Below are 19,400 nucleotides of genomic sequence, written 5' to 3' on the forward strand. Positions count from 1 at the left end.
AAAAAAAACCCCAAACCAAAATTGGCGGGGAGTTAATTAATCAGGGTGCATCTACCAATTAAGCTTCCTGAGAATTCCAGCGCAATCCGGACAACCTCAAACTTTATTCAGCATCACCGTCGATACCGCAAAAAAAAACCCCAAACCAAAATTGGCGGGGAGTTAATTAATCAGGGTGCATCTACCAATTAAGCTTCCTGAGAATTCGAGCGCAATCCGGACAACCTCAAACTTTATTCAGCATCACCGTCGATACCGCAAAAAAAAACCCGGCCAAAATTGGTCGGGAGTTAATTAATCAGGGTGCATCTACTAATCTAATCTCCCGCCCGATGTGCACCTTTTCAGGACACTTTGACAGAATTTTGGAGAATGTGTGGCGAGGGCGGGCGATCGACAAAAAAAACCCGGCCAAAATTGGTCGGGAGTTAATTAATCAGGGTGCATCTACCAATTTAATCTCCCGCCCGATGTGCACCTTTTCAGGACACTTTGGCAGAATTTAGGAGAATTTCTGGCTAGGGCGGGCGATCGACAAAAAAAACCCGGCCAAAATTGGTCGGGAGTTAATTAATCAGGGTGCATCTACCAATTAAGCTTCCTGAGAATTCGAGCGCAATCCGGACACTTACCACTAAAAACTCAAAACTCTTTTCGGTGAACCAGAGTTGCACTAGCTTGGTCTGTCGGAACTAGCAAGATTTCGCTAATATTGACGTGGGGCGATCGCGTCGCGCAAAAATACACGACATCGGCCACATCGTCCGCAGTCAGCGGTGTCAATCCTTGATAGACATTTTTTGCTTTTTCTGCATCGCCGTGAAACCGGACATTGCTAAATTCTGTTTCCACCAAACCAGGCTCTATTTCTGTCACCCGCACTGCTGTTCCCAAAAGGTCTTGTTTCAACCCTTCAGAAATAGCTCTCACTGCTGCTTTGGAAGCGCAATAAACATTACCTTTCGGATAAGCTTGGCGGCCTGCTATTGAGCCGATATTCACTACGTGGCCGCGGCCGCGGCTTACCATTCCCGGCACGATCGAGCGAGTCATGTAAAGCAAGCCTTTAACATTGGTATCAATCATTTCTTCCCAATCTTGAAAGTTGCCTTCATGCAGTTTGTCTAAACCACGGCTCAATCCCGCATTGTTAATGAGAATATCGATGCTTTTCCACGCATCGGGAAGCGCAGCTATCGCCGATTCCACTTGCGGGCGAGATCGCACGTCCAATTCTAGCAAATAAATCTCGTTCGCCGACGCGATCGATTTTGTTTCTACAAGTTCGTTTGCCAGTCGATCGAGCTTTTCAAGGCGGCGGGCTGCTAAAATTAGTTTGGCTCCACCTTTGGCGAATATCTTGGCACAGGCTGCTCCGATACCGCTACTCGCGCCTGTAATGAAAACAATTTGATTTTGGATAGAAATCATACGATTTTAGATTTTAGATTTTAGATTTGGGAATTGGGAATGACTAATGAGATCAGGGTTTGGATATTTCATACTGTCAATTCAACATAATTCTTGTAGTGACGAGTTTAGGGACTTCAGTCATTTCTTTTCAAGCTTTTCTGGAACTCGCCACTCCTAAAATTACCCAAATAATACCATCCCCTAAAAAATGCAACTGTAGACCAGCGCTCCCAACATTTAATTCATAAGTTATTCCCCATCTAAAATCTAAAATCTAAAATCTAAAATCTAAAATGGTATAACCCATAACACCTATTTTATTACTTGACAACCCGCAATCGCACACTAACTGTTGCAATTCCACCTTGTCGCATCAAAACTGCTGAAACCCACCGATTTTCGGGCGTAGCAGGAGCTTTGCCTACTTTAAAAATTCCCCCGGCATTTAGCAACTCCAGCTCGACTTCTGAGGGATTGAAAAAGGTTTTTTCGGTAATGGGTTCCTCCAAAACAGTCCCTATTAAAATATCATCGCCGATCGGCTCTCGTACAATGGCATCAAAATAGTAATCTTCGCCTACCTTAACTTGCTCCGGCAAATTTACTTCAATTGTGGGAGGATTATTTCCAGAACTAAGCTGAGTTTGTTCTGCTAAAATCTCTTGACTAACTATTTTTTCACCTTCAAAGCGCTGCTGGGAACGGATGGTAGCTTTGAGAGTTAATTCTCTGCCATCCTTTTTTTGAGTGCCGGCAATTGTAGTTATGGTTTCTGCAATAATCGCGCTACCTTCGGTTTTCCAAGATTTGATCTCGGTGCGATAATTTAAACTCGGATATCGATCCCAGAGTTGGGTGAGGGCTTTTTCCATGCTGCGGCTGTTTAAGCCGTCAGAATGAGTGAAATTCGGGCTGTAAAATGCCATGACTGCTTTGACATCGCGTCGGTTGGCTGCTGCGTCAATTTCTGTTAGCAGTTTTGTGAGTGGGGCAGGCGCATTTGCAGGGGTTTGGGCGATCGTTTGGGGAGTCGCCCCGATCGCACCGATCGCTCTTACCGCCGTAGGATGCAGCACGCCAGCACTTACCACTGTTAAACATAACAACATTTGAGCGATCGACTGCCCGCAGTTAAAGCCAAAAACGATCGCCCGTTGGCGCAGCCCTCGAAGAGGATCGGCTTTTTTGTCCCGACGGCTGGAAAAATACTCAGATGCACTTGGCACTAAATTCAAAAAATTACGCATTAGGTGATAATTTGGTTATTTGTCAGGAGTAGTGGCGCGGGCAACTGTTCGCCTGCAACGAACACTGACAACGGAAGGACGGACACGGCACAATCTAATTTTAGATTGCTGATTGAAAATTGGCTGAAACTGCCGGAATAATAAGCATAATAATCTAAAACCTCCAATATAAAATTGATTGACCTGTGGAACTTGTACTTGTAAAAGAAACAAAAACCTTGACAAAAGCCCCCCTCCGGTTGTTGGTTGCAGCTAGCGGCACTGGTGGACATTTATTTCCCGCGATCGCCACCGCTAGTCAGTTGAACGACTGTCAGATCGAATGGCTAGGAGTCCCAGACCGCATGGAAACCGAGTTAGTTTCATCCCTTTACCCCCTCCACACGATCGCCGTTGAAGGCTTTCAGCAGGGATTTGGACTAGGTACAGTGCGAATTTTGGGCGGACTCGCCGGCTCGATCCTTCAGGTGCGGAAGTTGCTCAAAGCGGGAAATTTTCAGGGAGTGTTTACTACTGGCGGTTACATCGCAGCACCGGCAATTCTAGCGGCTCGCTCTTTGGGTTTGCCGGTGATTCTCCACGAATCTAATGCCATTCCGGGGAAGGTGACGCGCTGGTTTAGTCCTTTGTGCACTGCTGTGGCGATCGGATTTGAAGCAGCAGCCCAGCATTTACCCCGCGCCAAAACGGTGGTTGCTGGTACGCCGGTGCGATCGCAATTCCTCGCCCGCCAACCTCTAAATTTGCCAATTCCTGACAACGTACCTGTAATTTTAGTCATGGGCGGCTCTCAAGGTGCTGTCGCAGTCAATAAGTTAGTGCGCGAGTGTGCTCCGGCGTGGTTTGAGGCAGGTGCTTGGGTAGTTCACCTCACCGGAAATAATGACCCGGATGCCGAGAGTTTGAAACACGAGCAATATTTGTCAATGCCATTTTACGACAATGTGGCGAGCTTGTTGCAGCGAGCAAATTTAGCAATTAGTCGATCGGGCGCGAGTGCTCTGACAGAATTAGCAGTGACGGGAGTACCTTCTATTTTAATTCCTTTTCCTCACGCGGCTGACGATCACCAAAGATTTAATGCGGAAGTATTTGCTAAAGTCGGCGCCGCCGTGGTATTCCGTCAAAGCGAACTGACAGCAGATGTGTTGCAAAGCAAAGTGTTGTATTTGTTAAGAGATTCCGAATATTTGGAAAAAATGTCTCAAGCTGCTGCTCAATTAGCGGTGACAGACAGTACAGAACGTTTGGCTAATTTGGTGAGGGAATTGGTGGTGAGGTAGCGAAAATTGGACACCGCCACTAATTTAACGAGTTCTTTTTAATGAGGGTAAAGCGTAAAACCCCTGTCCAACCAAATAACATAAAACACAGCCCCATCCCGATAACCAACCATTGGAGCCTTCCCGCAAAACCGAAAAGCAATAAAATTTACATCATCCTTAAGATGGCTGGGAATAGGTGCTCTAATGGAACTTCGGGCTATCTTCTCGTAGCCCAATCCGTGACGGGGACAAGCATTAATCTCACTCCAGGTAAGCTGATTTAATTTGTAGAGCGTATCTGCAAAAGCAGCCTTTTCATCTTTTGTGCATTGAGAAAGAGAGTAATCTTTATTCATGTATCGCAAAGAAAATAGAGGTGACTCCTGCTCTGGCGGTAAATCAACAATTTCTCTAGGTGAAATCCTTTTCCCTTTTTCTTGGCGTTGATTTGCCTTAAGATGCTTCTTCACAATTGAGTTGAGTCTTGAAGTATTTTTTCAGGGATTGATGAGTAATTTTTCCGCTATTTTGAGCAGCAAGTTTCCAGGGATATTCTTCGTGTGTCATGTTCCTTAACTTCCATGCAGCAAACTGCCCAAACACAGAGTAAACTTCATCAAGCAGGCTCTTAGTTTTTTCTTCGTAAATCGAAAAGTCTATATATTCAGGACGTGGAATTGCACCAGTACCATACTTTTTATAGTGACGGTACAAATCAGGAACAACGGGCCCGTGAGTCCATGCTTCTATGGCTTCAAGAAATAGCGGTTCATCGTACAAAGCTAAATGAAAGCCTTGAGCATAGTAAACCAATTTCTGAAGCTTGAGATTAGATATCAGATCGCCAGCATCTTCACTTGCCTGAGCCAAAAAGTATTCGGCTGCATCATAACAACTCAGCATAACTTACTTGGTAGTCATTAAACGGCAAAACTAGAACGAGATTTTTTTGACACTCCCGCGACTCAAGCAGACTATATTTGTCTGGAGACGTTTTCACGGGGAATTGCGAGCCGTGTCACTTTATTTACATTATACTATATTTTCTCAATCTATGCCATATTCAATTTAACAAAATTAACTACCGATTCTAATCCTTCCTTTGTCTTCAAGTTAGTAAAAACAAAAGGTTTCTCCCCCCGCATTTTTTTCGCGTCCCGTTCCATCACGCCTAAATCTGCTCCTACATAAGGTGCGAGGTCTATTTTATTAATTACTAACAAATCTGATTTAGTAATTCCAGGCCCGCCTTTGCGCGGAATTTTATCGCCCGCAGCGACATCGATCACGTAAATTGTTAAATCTACTAACTCCGGGCTAAAAGTTGCCGCCAAGTTATCGCCGCCGCTTTCGACAAACACTAAATCTAAATCAGTGAATTTGTGTTCTAACTCTTCTATCGCTACTAAGTTAATGGAAGCATCTTCGCGGATGGCTGTGTGGGGACAGCCTCCCGTTTCTACGCCCAAAATTCGATCGCTCTCTAAAGCTTGACTCCGAACCAAAAACTGGGCATCTTCCTGAGTATAGATATCATTAGTAACAACCGCAATCTGGTACTGCTGCCGCAGCGACTTGCACAAAGCATCCAGTAAAGCAGTTTTCCCCGAACCAACTGGCCCAGCAATTCCTACACGAAAAGCACCCATAGCGATTTTAGATTTTAGATTTTAGATTTTAGATTGTCTGATTTTTAACTGCGAAATAACCGAGTTGTAGTTGTAGGGTGCGTCAGACGGAGTTATGGAACGATTATCGAGGCTTTGGGGTTCTGACGCACCTTACTAATTAGATTTTGGATTGTCTGATTTTCAACTCCTAAACAACCGAGTGTACTGAGTTTCGTGCGCCATGCTAGCGAGTCCTAATCCCCAACTGCAACTGCCAAGCTCATCATCTTCTAATTGTAAAACTTCTTGCGCCGTACAGCTAATTTGAGACTGCAAATCTAACAGTAACTGTTGACCGGCTGTTTGACCGAGGGGAATCAGTTTCACGCCCGCACTCGCCAAATTAGCAGCCCAACTGTACAAATATCCTAACACGGCGGCTTCCTCTTCAATCTGCCAGGTTGCCGCGGCAATGCCAAAGCCGATCGCAAAATTGCACGGATTGCCGCCAAATTCCACCAAATCTTTTACACTTGTTGTTAACCCAGAAGCAACGGGCGATTCCCTGCGGGATAGCTTCGCTTCACGCAAATCCAGCAGCAACCTCACCAAAGTCCGCCCCATTTGCCAACTTTGCAAGCGCAACTCTTCTGTTTCCTTAGCAGCCGTCGCCCAAGCATTCCAGTAATTCAAAGCCGTCAAATCCCCCATCTGTGCCGCCCTCAAAGCCCTTACCACCACAGCGGCTTCTACTCGCACAGCCCCGAATTGCAGCGAATTTTCTAACCAATTCCTCAAAGTAATCTCGCTGTCGATCGCACCGGTTTCTACCAGACTTTCGATTCCCTCAGAATAACTATAAGCTCCCACAGGTGCAAAAGCTAGCTGCAACAAAGATAAAAGTTGATTGTTCACTGTTGACTGTTGACCAAGAATTTGTTGATGGTACAAGCCCCCGGATTTATCCGGGGAATCAATCGAAAATCGAAAATCGAAAATCCTCAAGCCCCCGAATTTATCCGTGGGGTCAATCCAAAATCTAAAATCTAAAATCTAAAATCTAAAATCGAATGACTGTTGACGGTTGACTTCTTGCTTCTTCAATAGCCGAAAGCAATTTAGTCATAAGCCCTCGGATTTATCGGTGGGAGTAAATCTAAAATCTAAAATCTAAAATCTAAAATCTAATGGCTGTGCCCGTAAGCGCCCATTTCCGGCTGAAACGGCACAATTTCCTCTGTTACTTCCAAACCCATTTTTTCCAGCATTCCCTGCAACACAGAGTCGGGGGAAAGTCTTAAATAATTATCGGCAATTTCTAAAGCTACGTGGCGGTTTCCTAAATGATAAGCCGCCCGCATCAGTAGCAGCGGGCTTGAGGCCCGCGCTGTCAGCACGAGTTCGGGTTTTGCACTTACCAGTACCAAACAGCTACCGTCTTCCGACTGCAATAAATCTCGATCGCGCAATACTGTACCTCTGGGCAAACTCAGGTGCAGCCTTTCCCCCGTTTCTGTCTCGAATCGGTGGCGGCTGCGAGTGCGATCGTCCGCTGTCATTGGTAAAGTAAAGCTGACAACAGCATCGGGATTTGCTGGTAAATGTTTTGTGAATGTTAGCATTTTTCTATTCTATTCCTCAGAACCCTTCACTTTACATCGAGTTTTTGAGGAATATCTTTTTTATAGCCGAAGGAATAAGGAAGACCGAAATTGCCATTTTCAGCTCATGTTTCAGGAATTAAAAACGTTTTAATCGTCTTGGCGATCGCTATATCTCATTGCGATTTACAGCCAGTTGAAAAATATTCATCTCTCTGAACCGCTCCCGTTCTTGTCTTCATACCACATTTTTGTCATCTTGTCAAGCATTTTATCACAGACGATCGCCCTTTTTTCAAAAAATTTTGCATATCGTCTAGTAACTCGAACAATTTAAATCTCCAATATATTGTTGGGGGGAGGTAGCGCTTAGGCATCCTGCCTGCCCTTAACAAGCTTTTATGGAGAAGTCTAATAGAACGGGAGAGGAAGAAAGACTCAAACCCTCAAGCTTATTGATTGCCCGCTTGTTGCAGTCGCAGCAGTTCGGCTTGAATTCGCTGTTTGACTGCCGGATTCGCTTGCTGGAGCAAAGTAAGCTGGTTGAAGCGACTAACTGTCAAACCATTGGTTTCGATAACTTTTTTAGCTTGTTGGCAGTAATTCACCGCGATGCCGCGAACACCTCCAGACAACCTATTAATTTGCTGAGTTTCGTTGCACACTACTCTGGGAACCGAGCCCCCAGCCATTCCTTTAATTTCGTTATAAGCTTCCACCCGTCTGGGTTCTATTGCCAACACAGCACGAGCGTAGCTAGTAATTTCTTCGCTGCTAATTTCTTGAGCTTGGGCTGCTGATCCGAAAACGAAGTTTGGGGATTGTCCATACAAACCGGGCGCCCATCCGCTAGCTAAAGCTGCTGCAGAAATGATGCCTGCAAACAGCGATTGTCGCAGCATCCGGTTTATGCCAAATTTAGAGGTGTTTAGTGAGGTGTTCATGGTCGTCGGTGATTGCTTACGTGTAGATAAAAATGACACAGCGCTTGGAGGCTCAATCTTTTTGAATAATGTGGTGGCTAAAAAGTTCCTGCCTAGGAGTGACTATTTTGAATTCCAGCAGGATGCTTTGGAAGTTGCTACGACGATCGACTTTTTAGCAAATTAGATAATTTGATTCATTCTAGCATCTGTGGGAAGTTGACAAAATTCAAACTTGAGATAGTAATTTTAATTACAGAGCGTTCCCGAATTCCCTCTGGCAATAATTCTCAAAGCGCAAATATTAAATAATTCTAAAAGTTATTGACAAATTACTCGCCTTAATTAGTCTAATCAAGGTACGCCCTAGCAAAGCTATCTTCCCGCCAGGGTTCCCGTTCCCCGTAGGGGTTCCCGTAGGGTAGGGTAGGGAAGCGTCTGGAAGGCTAGGTCAATCGATTTTAGATTTTAGATTTTAGATTTTAGATTTTAGAATTGAAGCATTGACTTGCGCGAGATAAATTCGGGGGCTCCTTTATCGGATACAGGTTTTTTATTTCTGGACGGATTCATCACGTGGCGGGTATCCTGGATGCGAGGGGGTCAAATTTAGCAGCAATCGCACTCCTCAATTGCGGCGATGATTTATCTAATGTTAAGCGATGGTGCATTTGTCGATCGACAAAATCCCCCACTGCTTTGGCTGCTGACGACGCCCTAGCCGGAACAAAAATCATGTTTTACTACCCGAAGATAGAGACAGCAACAGGGTACTAGACATTAAAATCTTGTTATCAAAATGCGCGCTATCTGTTTTTGGCAGTCAACGCGCAGGCGTGGGATTCCAGTTCTCGCTTCCTCAAGTTTGGGGCTGTGAAAACTTGTCTGGGAGTTAGCCAGAAACCTGGTTTTTCTACGAAATAAAATCGTTACAGCCACCAGCAAAAGCAGACAAACCCGGAAAGCTGGAATTTTTGGGGTTCAGTTTGCTTGTCATCTCGATCGCAGATAGCGATTTTGTGCAAGCATTATCGTAGCAATTTAACAATTATTAATTACCCATTGCCATGAAAAGTCAAAAAGAAATTTGGCGAGTTATTCTCGCAGTAGCTATCAGTATTGTAGGCGTGCTGCACTTTGCAGTACCCGCACCTTTTATCAGAATTGTGCCGCCCCAGCTTCCTTACCCGGAAGCATTGGTTTATATCAGCGGTTTTTTCGAGATTTTGGGCGGAATTGGGCTGTTAGTTCCTCCTGTCAGCAGGGCGGCGGCGTGGGGGTTAATTGCCTTGTTTATTGCCGTGTTTCCAGCTAATATCAATCAAGCCGTCAACAACATTCCCATAGAAGGGATTCCCCACAACCAATTACTGTATTGGTTCAGGCTGCCTTTTCAAGCCGTCTTGATTGCTTGGGCCTGGGTTTATACCCAACCAGACGAAGGTAAACCCCGGGCTTCTATAGTTCCAGATAGAACAGAAAATGCCCGATGAAGCAGTTCGACTATTCTTTGGATTTTAAGAACATCGACTTTCGACAGCACCCGGAACTTTATTGTGTAGGGAAAGGAGAACAGGGAGTGCTGTTAGTGGAACCGTACAAAGGAGAAATTCTGCCTTTCTGGAGATTTAAGACTCCTGAAATTGCCAGAGAGTCCAGCAGCAAAATTTACTCCTTGTTTTTAGAGTATCTCGATCGCGAAGATTTTGTAGGAGCCGACATGGCCCGCAAGTTCTTGCAGATGGGGTATACTCGATCGCGTCGCTACGCCAACCACAAAAGCGGTCGGAAATACCAGCAAAACCCTCAGAAGCTGAATTCTGTTGCAGAGCAAACCGCCGCTCGAAAAGATATTTTGCCGCTCGAAACAGATCCGGTGAAAGCCGAATCCGCCGCCATTTTTAAAGAGAAATGGATGCTGGCTAAAATCAATGAGAAATATCTCCAGCTTTTAGCCAGACATCGGCAGATGTACGAATCTTATTTAGTCAACGCTGAGGATTGACATATATTTACAAAAACTCAGGACTTACACTTTAGCCCCGTCGACAGCAGTGCAGTTGTGCTTGCCTATCTGGGCCGCATCTATTTGCTTGGCCCTACTATTTACTCGTCATCTTCTTCTGTTTGCCACTGTCGCCAAATTTCAAAGGCATTAAAGCCCCTGTATTGCAGGTAATTCAAGACTTTGCCCTTGGTTTTCGGATCTGCTTTACCCCAAGTATCGATCTTGTATTTCCGCATGACTTTGGCTTTTAATTCGGCCAGTTTTTCTGCTTCGGAGTCCTGATTTTCGGCAATTTCTTCTTCCCAGACTTGCTCGAACAAATCGTTGGTAATTCCTTTTTGCAGGCACTTGCGCTTGATGGCAGACTTTCCGTATTTGCCTGCTGCAGAGGCGATCGAGTTTGCCACCAAGCGAGTGTCGGACTGATAGCCGCGGTCTTGAATTTGCGCGATCGCCTCCAATATTTCCTCATTGCCAAAACCTTTCTCTTGCCCCTTTTTGCGAAGTTCAGAGGCACTGTAGTCTTTGCGAGACAAGAGAAAATAGAAATAGTCAAGACAGCTCATCAGTTAAATCGAAGGGTGGCGCGCAAATACTCGTGTAGCGAAGCCAAATCCAGTCGCCTTGCTATCGGCTGACTGCATCACGCGCCGCGAAGCTATCCCGCAGGGAATCGCCTCTATTCTTCTGTATCCTCCTCTTCATCATCCAATTCCACATCCGGTCTGTCCACATCGATCTGAATCAAGCGAATGTGCTTGTATCCGAGCTTAATTTCAAACTCGTCTCCCGGCTTTAATCCCATTTCTTGGGTATAATTTGCCCCGATCACGATCGAACCATTCTTGTGAACGCTAGCTCGATAACTCGCTTCTCGCCCGCGTCCGTCTGCTTTAGACTTCTCTAGCTCAATGCCCTTAGCAGCTAACACTGCATCGTAAAACTCAGCCAGATTAATCCGGGTTTCTCCACTTTTGCTGACTGTGAAGTAGCCGCAAAGCTTCGCAAGTTCTCTGCGTGGCAAATCACTGCCTTTGATTTTTTGAAGCAGACCTTTTCCTGTTAAGGGTGCTGTAGCTGTTTCTGCCATTGACCGTACCTCGCTTATTGGACTTTACTTATATCAATTACAACACATTAGATTAACTTTGTTTCACTGTCAATACTAATAATTCTGAATATTAAGATTCTGGAGAAATTTCTGCGGCCTCAAGACCGGGGGTGCAAGTAAGGATGCTCGAAGGGCGATCAATTTGCTCCTCGCGGCCCAAATCCTTGTGTAAGCCTTGGAGCGATCGCGCGGGGAATTATTGTCGCAAATTAAATGCTTTACTTTTTTACAGTAAAGTCTGTTCCCTGCATTCACCAATCCCCGATTGTGTCTGCGGTCAAGGTCAAAATAAGACAGCCATGAATGGAAATACCTAGAACGCGGCCACTGCAAATCTGCCGAAAGCATTTACCGGCGCGGGGTTAACTTTTACCTCAACAAGACGAGGCAGCACTTGTTCTCGATGCCACTGCCAGCTACTTGTAAATTCTATTTTTACGGCTGGAAATCCCCTCAAAACCCCAAATACCAACGAGCAATCTTCTATTAAGGTTTTGGGCATATAACTTGCACAGAACGCAGTCTGGGGAAGGCAATCCGGTAAAAATTGCAGGAAATTTCACCGGTTCGTTGAACGGGTTTAAGCTAAAACCCGACTCCATGGGCGCGGCGGCAGAAACATCGGGCAGCCACTAAGAGGAGAATAGTTTTGATCGGGCGAGATTGCTTCGCGACTCTTAACACTTCGCCACGAATCAGTAGATTTCTAGGGGGAACTGGCGAAAATCTTCCTCCTCCGGCCCCAAGCCAGAGAATTTGAGGTTATTTCCACAGGGGAATTGAAAAAGACCGAGTTTAATGCACAACAGCTTAAATGTTTGATGCACTACAAATTAGCAGCGGTTCCCGACATGGAGTTTCGATGGAAATGTATTGGTTTCGAGTCGTGGCCTGTAAACTGCCATACTCTCAAAATTTATGCACCAACTGGAGGGGCGCGTCAATCGATTTTAGATTTTAGATTTTAGATTTTAGATTTAAGCCTTGACCCCACGGATAAATACGTTCGGCAAGTTTCATCGGATACAGGTTTTTTATTTCACCGGTCCTGAGTCTGCTTTCGGCATGAATCACGTGGCGGGTATCCTGGATGCGAGGAGGTCAAACTCACAGCCGCTTCCATAATTAATTATTGTTAAATAAGCGCGCTGACGGTGAGGACGTTCTTAATTGTGGCAACTCTGGCTTTTATTGTCTTGTGCCGAATGAGGAATGCTCGTGCTGCCGAATCAGCCCGCTCAAAAACGCATACAAGCCACCGACTCCTGTCGTGGAGAGATCAAAATTTTAGACTCTTGTTCCATTTCCCAGATTTATCTGTGGAGTAAATTTAAAATCTCAAATCGTTCGACTCAGGACTCAAGCCGAGGTCTAAAATCTCAAATCGACTGACGCATTCTATATTAAGCAGTCCCGGACTTACTTTCTCGACGAGAAACCCAGTTTCTTCCTCGATGCTTAGTTGGGCTGCTGCTTATTTTCGGTAAAAACCGACTTGATGAAGGTAAGTCCGAGATTCGATCGAGCAGTATACTTTCGATCGCTTTGTCAGGGGCAGCCGATCGCGAATGGCCAGCAAAAACCCCACCCAGTTTGGAGCCAGGCCAAGAGGGTCTAAATTCAGCATTGCAGTGGGCGATCGCTTTTGGCGATCGCTTTTAGTGACGTTGTTGCAGGTAACTTTGCGACAGGGGAGTCCGTACCGCCGGCAGTAACTCTTCTGGTTTCGGGCCTCGCTGGTTCGAGTACCGCCACCCAAAAAAGCCAGCACTAAAAGCAACGGACAACAAGCAAAGCATCAGGGTGACAGATTTTTTCAGCCCCGGTTTTTTTAACGGTTTCTGAGTCGATGCAGCGGCGCGAGTTGCTTGGATCGCTGAACACTCAGAATTAGGAATAGAGGAGGGCGAAGCCGTCGGTGAGTTCGGTGAGTTAGTAGCATCGGCTCGATCGTTCTGGTGAACCCAATCCCTACGATCTTTTAATTGGTTGGGATATTCCCAGACTTCGCCGTCAGAATTGTCTGACTCATGGGATCGATTCGCTGGGATTGGGGGGTATTGGGCGATCGCCGAAACCGAAGACGGGGCCTTCCATTCTGTACCCGCGAGCGCCGGTGGCGTTCCCGGCGCGATTATGTGCACCATAGAACCGGATGTCGCACTGTGGGCTGGCGCGCCGGTCAAATAGCCGTCAAAGTCCGGGTGCTGATAGAGAATGGGCAAAGCCCAGTATAGCTGGTGAGAACCGTAGGCAGAAATTAGCCCAGCTCTGGCACGGCTCAGGCTGAGATCGACTGGATAGCCTTGATTGAGGTTGCGGTAAAACAAACGCGTGAGAGTTAGGGCTACATCGTCGGGGATGCTTTCTGCCATTGCTAGCACTGCCGGAATTCCACGCTTGACTAGAGCTTCGGTTAAGTTCCGTTCCGGGCTGTCGTCCGCGAGGTCTGAGGGGTCGCCGTAGGCGCCGCGGCAGGAGTTGAACACGGCCATCTGAATACCGTTGTTAACGAGCAATCCAGCTAAGTCGTCGCCACTCAAGGTTTCGGTTAAGCCGGTGCGGCTGCTGACTAGGTAGAGTTCCCCACCTCTGGAACCTAAGTTGCTGTGGCCTGCGTAGTGCAGGACTTGGTAGTGTCCTTGTTCTAGGGCTTGGGTAAGTTGTTCTCGATCGGGCTGTTCGAGAATAGTCAGTTGAATTTCCGGGCAATGGGGGCTGTTTTTGAGAGGATGACCGGTGCGGTTTTGGAGTTCTTGCTGCAAATGGAGCACTTCTCGCTTGAGCTGCAAGCTGTCTCGATCGCTCGGAGAGGCGATCGCCATTAAAATTTTTAGTGGCCCGCCACTAGGCAGTATCCGGGTTTGCTTGAACAAACTTGTACCTGGTTGGTAGCGAGAAAATACGACATCGGTGCCGGTTGCCAAAGGGCGATCGCCGGCGTGCAGAACTTCCCACGGCAGTCGTGGCAAGCGCCGGCCTTTGAGTCCGAGTCGCAGTTGCAGCACTTCTCGGCGGTGCTGGGCTATGCCTTGAGCGCAAGTCCAGCTATCGCGCAAGTTTCCTTGAAACAGCCCGCTGTATAATTGTTGCCCCAGGGCTACTAAATTCGGCGCTGAGTTGTTTCCCGAACGGGAGAGGCCGCGACCCGCAAAACTGCTTCCCTGTACTGCTTTTCCCTGGAGCAAGCCCACCAGCGGGTCGTTCATCAGTTGGGCAGACAGTGCAAGCCATTCGTCGATCGGCCAGCGGACTTGTTGTTCGGCTAAGGGTACACCGGGTGCAACCCTTTCTGTCCGCACTAGATATTCGTCGTCCCCAACGGGGGTGACTGAGAGTTGAAATTCCTGGCTCACCGATTTAGCGCCCTCCCGCCTTAATTCTGAATTTGCCTGCGTTTTTGCGGCTAGCAATAGCGCTCGGCAACATATTTTTTACTCTTCCAATCAAAGTTTCTGAATGCGCTTCCCCCGATCGGGCGATCGCTAGGGTCATGTATATTTGTTCAAACACTTTGAGGATATAAAAGTTGTACTTTAATAACAGTTTATTAGTTTTGATTGCCCTGTGGCTCGGTGAAAGCCGAATTTTCTCCAATCTTGCTATCTTTAACATTTTGCACCTCTACCGCAGACCCCTTTAGATTCGTCGTGAACTTGAGTTTCTCATTGCTGAGTAAAGTTAAATTGGAGGCACTTTACCAGGCGGATCTCTAGTTCTTATTAAAATTACTTCGGCTCTCGCCAACCGGTTTCAGGGCAATATCGCAGGCAAATTTGAGTATTTTATTTTTTTGGGAGAGGGGTCGATCGGTCTTTACCGCTTATCCTGTACCACCAACCCCCCATGTGTAATCTTGATTTTGTGTCAATTAATTAATTGGTCAGCCCTGGGTTCTCATCCGTAAGCCCTCCGCCCTCATCCTTAAGACCTCCGTGGCGATCGATAATCGATACTTGACCATCGATTATTCCTAATAATTTATTGCTAATTTACCGCTTTCATGATATAGAAAATTTTTAATTTAACTGTTTTAATCGAGTTAAAGTTAAGCAGCAAAAATAAACATCAGCAGCCAAGAACTCTCAACAATACAACGACCATAAAATTGTTCCGGTACTCTCAAGCAACTCTTTTTTTGGCATCTAGAGGATTACCCCTCATCAGGCCGGTTTCTCGGAGAATTATTGGACTTGGTAGCGAAGCCGTTACAAAACAACAGGGTTGGGCAGCCTCGCCGTGGGTCATGCCCGCTCAAAATGCCGAGCTTGCAACAGTCACCAAAAACTACTCCTGCGTCATTTACCATTTGAAAGCAAATCTTACAATCTGCCTTAAGATAGATATATTTTGGCAGAACTCTTAGTATTGATCCGAAAAAAAACTCAGTTCGCGAGGTTTCCTCGAATGAGAGAAAATTGTGCCACTAAAAATTAGAACAAATATTTGGTCGGGGGAATTATCTAAATTTCTAATTAATCATCGGGAACTAAAATTACGAGGGTGCTGTCGTTTAGTCAAGAGATTCAAATCCTAGGTCAGGGAAGGATTTGTCAAAGCTGGGAGTGTTACAAAACTTCAATACACCCAGCCTAGATCGGAAAAAAAGCAAGGGTAAAATTTTGGGGGATAGATGTTTTGGGTAGTTATTTAGGAGTTGTCAGTTGCGAGTTTAAATTCAGCTAATTCACTGTAGAAATTACGTAGAAACTCTACAGGCAGGGGCCCTTCGGCGCAGCTTACTGTAGAAAATACCGAGAACATCTTAAAAGCTCGGAGCTTCGGCGCAGTTATTACAGTGTAGGTTGCGGATTAATTAATTTTGGTACGCAATGGCAGAATATAAAACTCGCAAAATAGCGAAAAAAACCTTGCAGTTTAAGTGGCATCTATAATAGTAAAGATGAGGAAACCAGCTCCTATAGGGGGCGAAAGCATGAAGTTTAAAAAAAATCTTCTGCAGCCTCCTGTTTGCTGATAAATTGATTCTAAGAAGCTTACCATTTTTTGGGAAATATCAACAATGGATGAACTAACGTTGTTAGAAGAAGGAGCGGGAACACTTTTTCTCGCTCAAGATGAAACACAAAAGCCAGTCGGGGATTTAGGCGACGACAGCTCTACAATTTCTGATGAGGAGTTAGCCGAGTTAATTCAGATAGCGCTCACCGAAAACACCGACGGCCTTACCACCACATTTCCAGCTCTGTCTAACGGCGTACTGGAAGAAGGTGCTGCTGATGACAGCCAAATGGCGGAATCTAACGGCGTACTAGAAGAAGGTGTGGGCGACATAGATGACTTAGATGATGACAGCGGCATCGATCGCCGCCGAACCGTCGTCGGTACCGATGACGATGACATCCTTGTCGCCACCGGCGAGCAGGATGAGATATTCGGCAAGAAAGGCAAGGACAAAATCAAAGGAAACCGTGGCAAAAAAAATAAAATCTACGGGGGTAAAGATGACGATGATTGCGAGGGCGGCGATGACGACGATGAAATAAGAGGCGATCTGGGCAAAGATACCCTCATGGGCGGCGACGGCAACGACACCCTTAACGGCGGTAAAGACAACGATACCGTGATGGGTGGCAGTGGCAACGACATCTGCGAAGGCGATGACGGCGATGACTGGACCCACGGCAACGAAGGAGATGATGACGTTGACGGCGGCGCCGGCAACGATACCGTCTATGGCGGCAAAGGCAACGATGATTGTGAGGGCGGCGAAGGCAACGATGCAGTCAGGGGCGACACAGGCAACGACAACGTTAGCGGCGGCGACGGCAACGATACCGTTAACGGTGGCAAAGATAACGATACCGTGATGGGCGATGCCGGCAGCGACGTTTGCATGGGTGACGACGGCGACGACAACGTTAGCGGCGGCACCGGCAACGATACCGTGATGGGCGGTGCCGGCAGCGACGTTTGCATGGGTGACGACGGCGACGACAGCGTGATGGGCGGCGACGGCAACGATACCGTGATGGGCGGTGTCGGCAACGACGTTTGCATGGGTGACGACGGCGACGACAGCGTGATGGGCGGCGACGGCGACGACAGCGTGATGGGCGGTGCTGGCAACGATACCCTCGTGACTGGCAACGGCAATGACATGGCAGATGGCGGCGATGGCGACGACAGCGTTGTTGGTGGCGGCGATGGCGACGATACGCTGATGGGCGGCGACGGCAACGATACGCTGATGGGCGGTACTGGCAACCATACCTGTGTCGGCGGTGCTGGAGATGACGTTTATGTCGTGAGTAACAGTACCTCTGGGGCAAAAGCAGTCATCACTGACTACACAGACGGCAGCGACAAATTTCTGCTGTTTGGCGACTTGAACTTTAGCAGCTTGACCTTTATACAAGTCGGTGGCGATACCGAAATTCGGGTCAATAACTTTGCCTTGGCGCTATTGTTGAATGTCAACGCAACGCTGATCACTGCTGGCGACTTTTTGGAAGTTAATCCTGAAACTCCAACTCAAACTCCAACTCCAACTCCAACTCCAACTCCAAGTCAAACTCTCACTCCGATTTTTAACCCTCCGCGAGTGGAAGCTAATAATAACTTGACTGCTGGTTCCAGCGGCGGCGAGCAAACTATTACTTCTGAGTTGTTGCGGTTTGTCGATGACGAGCAAGGTCCTAGCGGCACAGTCTTCAAGTTAACCGAGCTACCCGATGCTACAACCGGCCAACTATTGTTTAATGGAGTCGCCGTAACACAAGTCGGTTTTACCTTCACTCAAGCAGACATTAACGCAGGCTTGGTAAGGTTCAAAGCGACAGTAGGTTTTGTCGGTGCGCTGAGTTTTGGTTTTGAAGTTAGCAACGGCAAACGATCTCTCACCGGCCAGCGTTTTAGCTTGAACATCGAGCAAAATGTCTTTAAGTTTGGTGGCACTACAGCACCTCAAGTTATTGTCGGTTCTGCGACGCTGGATAACGATATCGAAGGCAGCGATGGTGACGATAACATTACAGCCGGCAACGCCAAAGACAAAATCATCGGCGGCAAAGGCAAGGACACAATTAAAGGCGGCGATGGCGATGACGATATCGACGGTGGAGATGATGATGACGATATCGAAGTCGGTCTAGGCAAAAACAAAATCAAAGGAGGCAAAGGCAACGACAAAGTTAAAGGCGGCGATGATGATGACGATATCGACGGTGGAGATGATGATGACGATATCGACGGTGGTAAAGGCAAAAACACACTAAAAGGAGGCTTGGGCAAGGACAAAATTCAAGGCGGCGATGATGATGACGATATAGATGGTGGCGATGATGATGACGATATCATCGGTGGTAAAGGCAAAAACACACTAAAAGGAGGCTTGGGCAACGACAAAATTCAAGGCGGCGATGATGATGACGAGATCGAAGGCGGCGTAGGAACCAATACTCTAATTGGGGGTGCTGGAAAGGATCGCTTTATTTACCGGACTTCCCGCCAAGAGGTTCAAACAGTTGTAGAAGCTGACTTTATTACTGACTTTAATGTCGATGACGATGTTTTAGAGCTTTCTACGGCAGCTTTTGCTAATCTCACCGTTTCTAGCTTGACCCGACTGGATATTACTGCTACTACTGCTGTTGGGTCGATCGGCAGCGCTAACTTGCTCGATTTCAGCCTGGATACCACTGTTAACAGCATCGCGTCTTTGCAAGCGCGGTTTATAGCTTTGGGTGGCAACCGAGAAGCGCCTACTTTCTGTCAGTTTATAGATGCCGAGACCGGTCGTGCTGTACTGGTATTTGCTGTTGGGGCGCGCTTTGAAGTTCTCACGAGTTTCTCGGCAAGCATTCGCCTGCAAGTCAGTAACTTTGTCTTCAGCGGCACGTCACTAAATGTTCCTGTCGGTACTGCTGGTGCTGACAATGTGAATTTCGGCACTTATCCGGCTGCCGTTAATTTCGATGGTTTAGCAGGCGATGACAACATTGTCGGCAGCAATTTTAACGATACCATCCTTGGCGGCGACGGCAACGATACCATCACCGGCGGCCTTGGTTTGGATGTCATAAGCGGCGGCAGTGGTGCGGATCTGTTTGTTTACAGGACAACGAAAGAAGGCGGCGATAAAATTGCTGACTTTACTGTTGGGGTGGACAAATTCGAGTTTAGCGCGAGCGCTTTCGGCAATTTGACTACGACTAACTTTGACGGTGTTAGCGGTTCAACTCCTGACATTACTGGCAAAG

19 protein-coding genes are annotated in these 19,400 nt (G+C 46.9%); 5 read left to right on the forward strand and 14 right to left on the reverse strand.

Features of this window, described 5'->3' with window-relative positions:
- Window positions 1-642 precede the first annotated feature (642 nt).
- Both QT987_RS26140 and QT987_RS26145 read right to left on the reverse strand, forming a co-directional pair.
- Window positions 643-1,431 carry an SDR family oxidoreductase gene (locus QT987_RS26140; RefSeq protein WP_333246058.1) on the reverse strand — a complete coding sequence of 263 codons (789 nt, stop codon included), beginning with the start codon at window positions 1,429-1,431 and terminating at the stop codon, window positions 643-645.
- 302 nt (window positions 1,432-1,733) lie between these two features.
- On the reverse strand, window positions 1,734-2,660 hold the full coding sequence (locus tag QT987_RS26145) for a nuclear transport factor 2 family protein (RefSeq protein WP_333246060.1): 927 nt from the start codon (window positions 2,658-2,660) through the stop codon (window positions 1,734-1,736).
- A 185-nt stretch (window positions 2,661-2,845) separates the two neighbouring features.
- On the opposite strand from QT987_RS26145, the gene murG reads away from it, so the two are divergent.
- On the forward strand, window positions 2,846-3,943 hold the full coding sequence (gene murG, locus QT987_RS26150) for an undecaprenyldiphospho-muramoylpentapeptide beta-N-acetylglucosaminyltransferase (protein WP_445300359.1): 1,098 nt from the start codon (window positions 2,846-2,848) through the stop codon (window positions 3,941-3,943).
- 38 nt (window positions 3,944-3,981) lie between these two features.
- On the opposite strand, the gene QT987_RS26155 is transcribed toward murG, so the two are convergent.
- From QT987_RS26155 to QT987_RS26180, 6 genes are all read right to left on the reverse strand, one after another.
- Window positions 3,982-4,395, reverse strand: a complete 414-nt coding sequence (locus QT987_RS26155; protein ID WP_333057436.1) for a hypothetical protein — start codon at window positions 4,393-4,395, stop codon at window positions 3,982-3,984.
- Window positions 4,379-4,828, reverse strand: a complete 450-nt coding sequence (locus QT987_RS26160) for a type II toxin-antitoxin system antitoxin SocA domain-containing protein (RefSeq protein WP_333057437.1) — start codon at window positions 4,826-4,828, stop codon at window positions 4,379-4,381. Before QT987_RS26160 ends, QT987_RS26155 begins: the two co-directional genes overlap by 17 nt.
- Window positions 4,829-4,977: 149 nt before the next feature.
- Window positions 4,978-5,574, reverse strand: coding sequence for an urease accessory protein UreG (ureG, locus tag QT987_RS26165; protein WP_333246062.1), 597 nt, complete (start codon window positions 5,572-5,574; stop codon window positions 4,978-4,980).
- A gap of 162 nt (window positions 5,575-5,736) precedes the next feature.
- Complete coding sequence (locus QT987_RS26170; protein WP_333246064.1) at window positions 5,737-6,450, reverse strand: urease accessory protein UreF; 714 nt, start codon at window positions 6,448-6,450, stop codon at window positions 5,737-5,739.
- Between the two features lie 269 nt (window positions 6,451-6,719).
- Entirely contained in the window at window positions 6,720-7,157 is a 438-nt protein-coding gene (ureE, locus tag QT987_RS26175) for an urease accessory protein UreE (RefSeq protein WP_333246066.1), read from the reverse strand.
- Between the two features lie 431 nt (window positions 7,158-7,588).
- Window positions 7,589-8,038, reverse strand: a complete 450-nt coding sequence (locus QT987_RS26180; RefSeq protein ID WP_333246067.1) for a DUF4168 domain-containing protein — start codon at window positions 8,036-8,038, stop codon at window positions 7,589-7,591.
- A gap of 7 nt (window positions 8,039-8,045) precedes the next feature.
- Between QT987_RS26180 and QT987_RS26185 the strand changes: the two genes are divergently transcribed.
- Entirely contained in the window at window positions 8,046-8,246 is a 201-nt protein-coding gene (locus tag QT987_RS26185) for a hypothetical protein (RefSeq protein WP_333057442.1), read from the forward strand.
- A 385-nt stretch (window positions 8,247-8,631) separates the two neighbouring features.
- Here QT987_RS26185 and QT987_RS26190 read toward each other — a convergent pair whose 3' ends face one another.
- The gene (locus QT987_RS26190) at window positions 8,632-8,796 is read right to left on the reverse strand and encodes a hypothetical protein (RefSeq protein WP_333246069.1); all 165 of its coding nucleotides are present in this window, start codon (window positions 8,794-8,796) and stop codon (window positions 8,632-8,634) included.
- Between the two features lie 330 nt (window positions 8,797-9,126).
- On the opposite strand from QT987_RS26190, the gene QT987_RS26195 reads away from it, so the two are divergent.
- Both QT987_RS26195 and QT987_RS26200 read left to right on the forward strand, forming a co-directional pair.
- Window positions 9,127-9,552, forward strand: a complete 426-nt coding sequence (locus QT987_RS26195) for a DoxX family protein (protein WP_015177615.1) — start codon at window positions 9,127-9,129, stop codon at window positions 9,550-9,552.
- Window positions 9,549-10,064, forward strand: coding sequence for a DUF4385 domain-containing protein (locus tag QT987_RS26200; RefSeq protein WP_333246071.1), 516 nt, complete (start codon window positions 9,549-9,551; stop codon window positions 10,062-10,064). The genes QT987_RS26195 and QT987_RS26200 overlap by 4 nt, the downstream gene beginning before the upstream one ends.
- Before the next feature lie 101 nt (window positions 10,065-10,165).
- On the opposite strand, the gene QT987_RS26205 is transcribed toward QT987_RS26200, so the two are convergent.
- From QT987_RS26205 to QT987_RS26225, 5 genes are all read right to left on the reverse strand, one after another.
- On the reverse strand, window positions 10,166-10,633 hold the full coding sequence (locus QT987_RS26205; protein ID WP_006634375.1) for a regulatory protein RecX: 468 nt from the start codon (window positions 10,631-10,633) through the stop codon (window positions 10,166-10,168).
- A 113-nt stretch (window positions 10,634-10,746) separates the two neighbouring features.
- Window positions 10,747-11,157: an AbrB family transcriptional regulator gene (locus QT987_RS26210; RefSeq protein WP_015177612.1), complete on the reverse strand. Its 411-nt coding sequence runs from the start codon at window positions 11,155-11,157 to the stop codon at window positions 10,747-10,749.
- A gap of 334 nt (window positions 11,158-11,491) precedes the next feature.
- The gene (locus QT987_RS26215; protein WP_333057446.1) at window positions 11,492-11,680 is read right to left on the reverse strand and encodes a hypothetical protein; all 189 of its coding nucleotides are present in this window, start codon (window positions 11,678-11,680) and stop codon (window positions 11,492-11,494) included.
- 1,156 nt (window positions 11,681-12,836) lie between these two features.
- A complete protein-coding gene (locus QT987_RS26220) occupies window positions 12,837-14,534 on the reverse strand; it encodes a CHAT domain-containing protein (protein ID WP_333246073.1) in 1,698 nt (565 codons plus the stop codon).
- Window positions 14,535-14,538: 4 nt separating this feature from the next.
- Window positions 14,539-14,793: a hypothetical protein gene (locus QT987_RS26225; RefSeq protein WP_333057449.1), complete on the reverse strand. Its 255-nt coding sequence runs from the start codon at window positions 14,791-14,793 to the stop codon at window positions 14,539-14,541.
- A 1,408-nt stretch (window positions 14,794-16,201) separates the two neighbouring features.
- Here QT987_RS26225 and QT987_RS26230 point away from each other — a divergent pair.
- A partial coding sequence (locus QT987_RS26230) for a cadherin-like domain-containing protein (RefSeq protein WP_333246075.1) occupies window positions 16,202-19,400 on the forward strand: 3,199 nt, incomplete at its 3' end.

Source organism: Microcoleus sp. SVA1B4, assembly GCF_036700545.1.
Lineage (GTDB): Bacteria > Cyanobacteriota > Cyanobacteriia > Cyanobacteriales > Microcoleaceae > Microcoleus.

What these genes read in the sequence shown, in the direction of transcription:
- QT987_RS26140 (WP_333246058.1), bottom strand. Translation starts at nt 1,431, where the DNA reads ATGATTTCTATCCAAAATCAAATTGTTTTCATTACAGGCGCGAGTAGC.
- QT987_RS26145 (WP_333246060.1), bottom strand. Translation starts at nt 2,660, where the DNA reads ATGCGTAATTTTTTGAATTTAGTGCCAAGTGCATCTGAGTATTTTTCC.
- QT987_RS26160 (WP_333057437.1), bottom strand. Translation starts at nt 4,828, where the DNA reads ATGCTGAGTTGTTATGATGCAGCCGAATACTTTTTGGCTCAGGCAAGT.
- ureG (WP_333246062.1), bottom strand. Translation starts at nt 5,574, where the DNA reads ATGGGTGCTTTTCGTGTAGGAATTGCTGGGCCAGTTGGTTCGGGGAAA.
- ureE (WP_333246066.1), bottom strand. Translation starts at nt 7,157, where the DNA reads ATGCTAACATTCACAAAACATTTACCAGCAAATCCCGATGCTGTTGTC.
- QT987_RS26180 (WP_333246067.1), bottom strand. Translation starts at nt 8,038, where the DNA reads ATGCTGCGACAATCGCTGTTTGCAGGCATCATTTCTGCAGCAGCTTTA.
- QT987_RS26185 (WP_333057442.1), top strand. Translation starts at nt 8,046, where the DNA reads ATGCCAAATTTAGAGGTGTTTAGTGAGGTGTTCATGGTCGTCGGTGAT.
- QT987_RS26190 (WP_333246069.1), bottom strand. Translation starts at nt 8,796, where the DNA reads ATGATTTTTGTTCCGGCTAGGGCGTCGTCAGCAGCCAAAGCAGTGGGG.
- QT987_RS26195 (WP_015177615.1), top strand. Translation starts at nt 9,127, where the DNA reads ATGAAAAGTCAAAAAGAAATTTGGCGAGTTATTCTCGCAGTAGCTATC.
- QT987_RS26200 (WP_333246071.1), top strand. Translation starts at nt 9,549, where the DNA reads ATGAAGCAGTTCGACTATTCTTTGGATTTTAAGAACATCGACTTTCGA.
- QT987_RS26205 (WP_006634375.1), bottom strand. Translation starts at nt 10,633, where the DNA reads ATGAGCTGTCTTGACTATTTCTATTTTCTCTTGTCTCGCAAAGACTAC.
- QT987_RS26210 (WP_015177612.1), bottom strand. Translation starts at nt 11,157, where the DNA reads ATGGCAGAAACAGCTACAGCACCCTTAACAGGAAAAGGTCTGCTTCAA.
- QT987_RS26215 (WP_333057446.1), bottom strand. Translation starts at nt 11,680, where the DNA reads ATGCCCAAAACCTTAATAGAAGATTGCTCGTTGGTATTTGGGGTTTTG.
- QT987_RS26225 (WP_333057449.1), bottom strand. Translation starts at nt 14,793, where the DNA reads ATGTTAAAGATAGCAAGATTGGAGAAAATTCGGCTTTCACCGAGCCAC.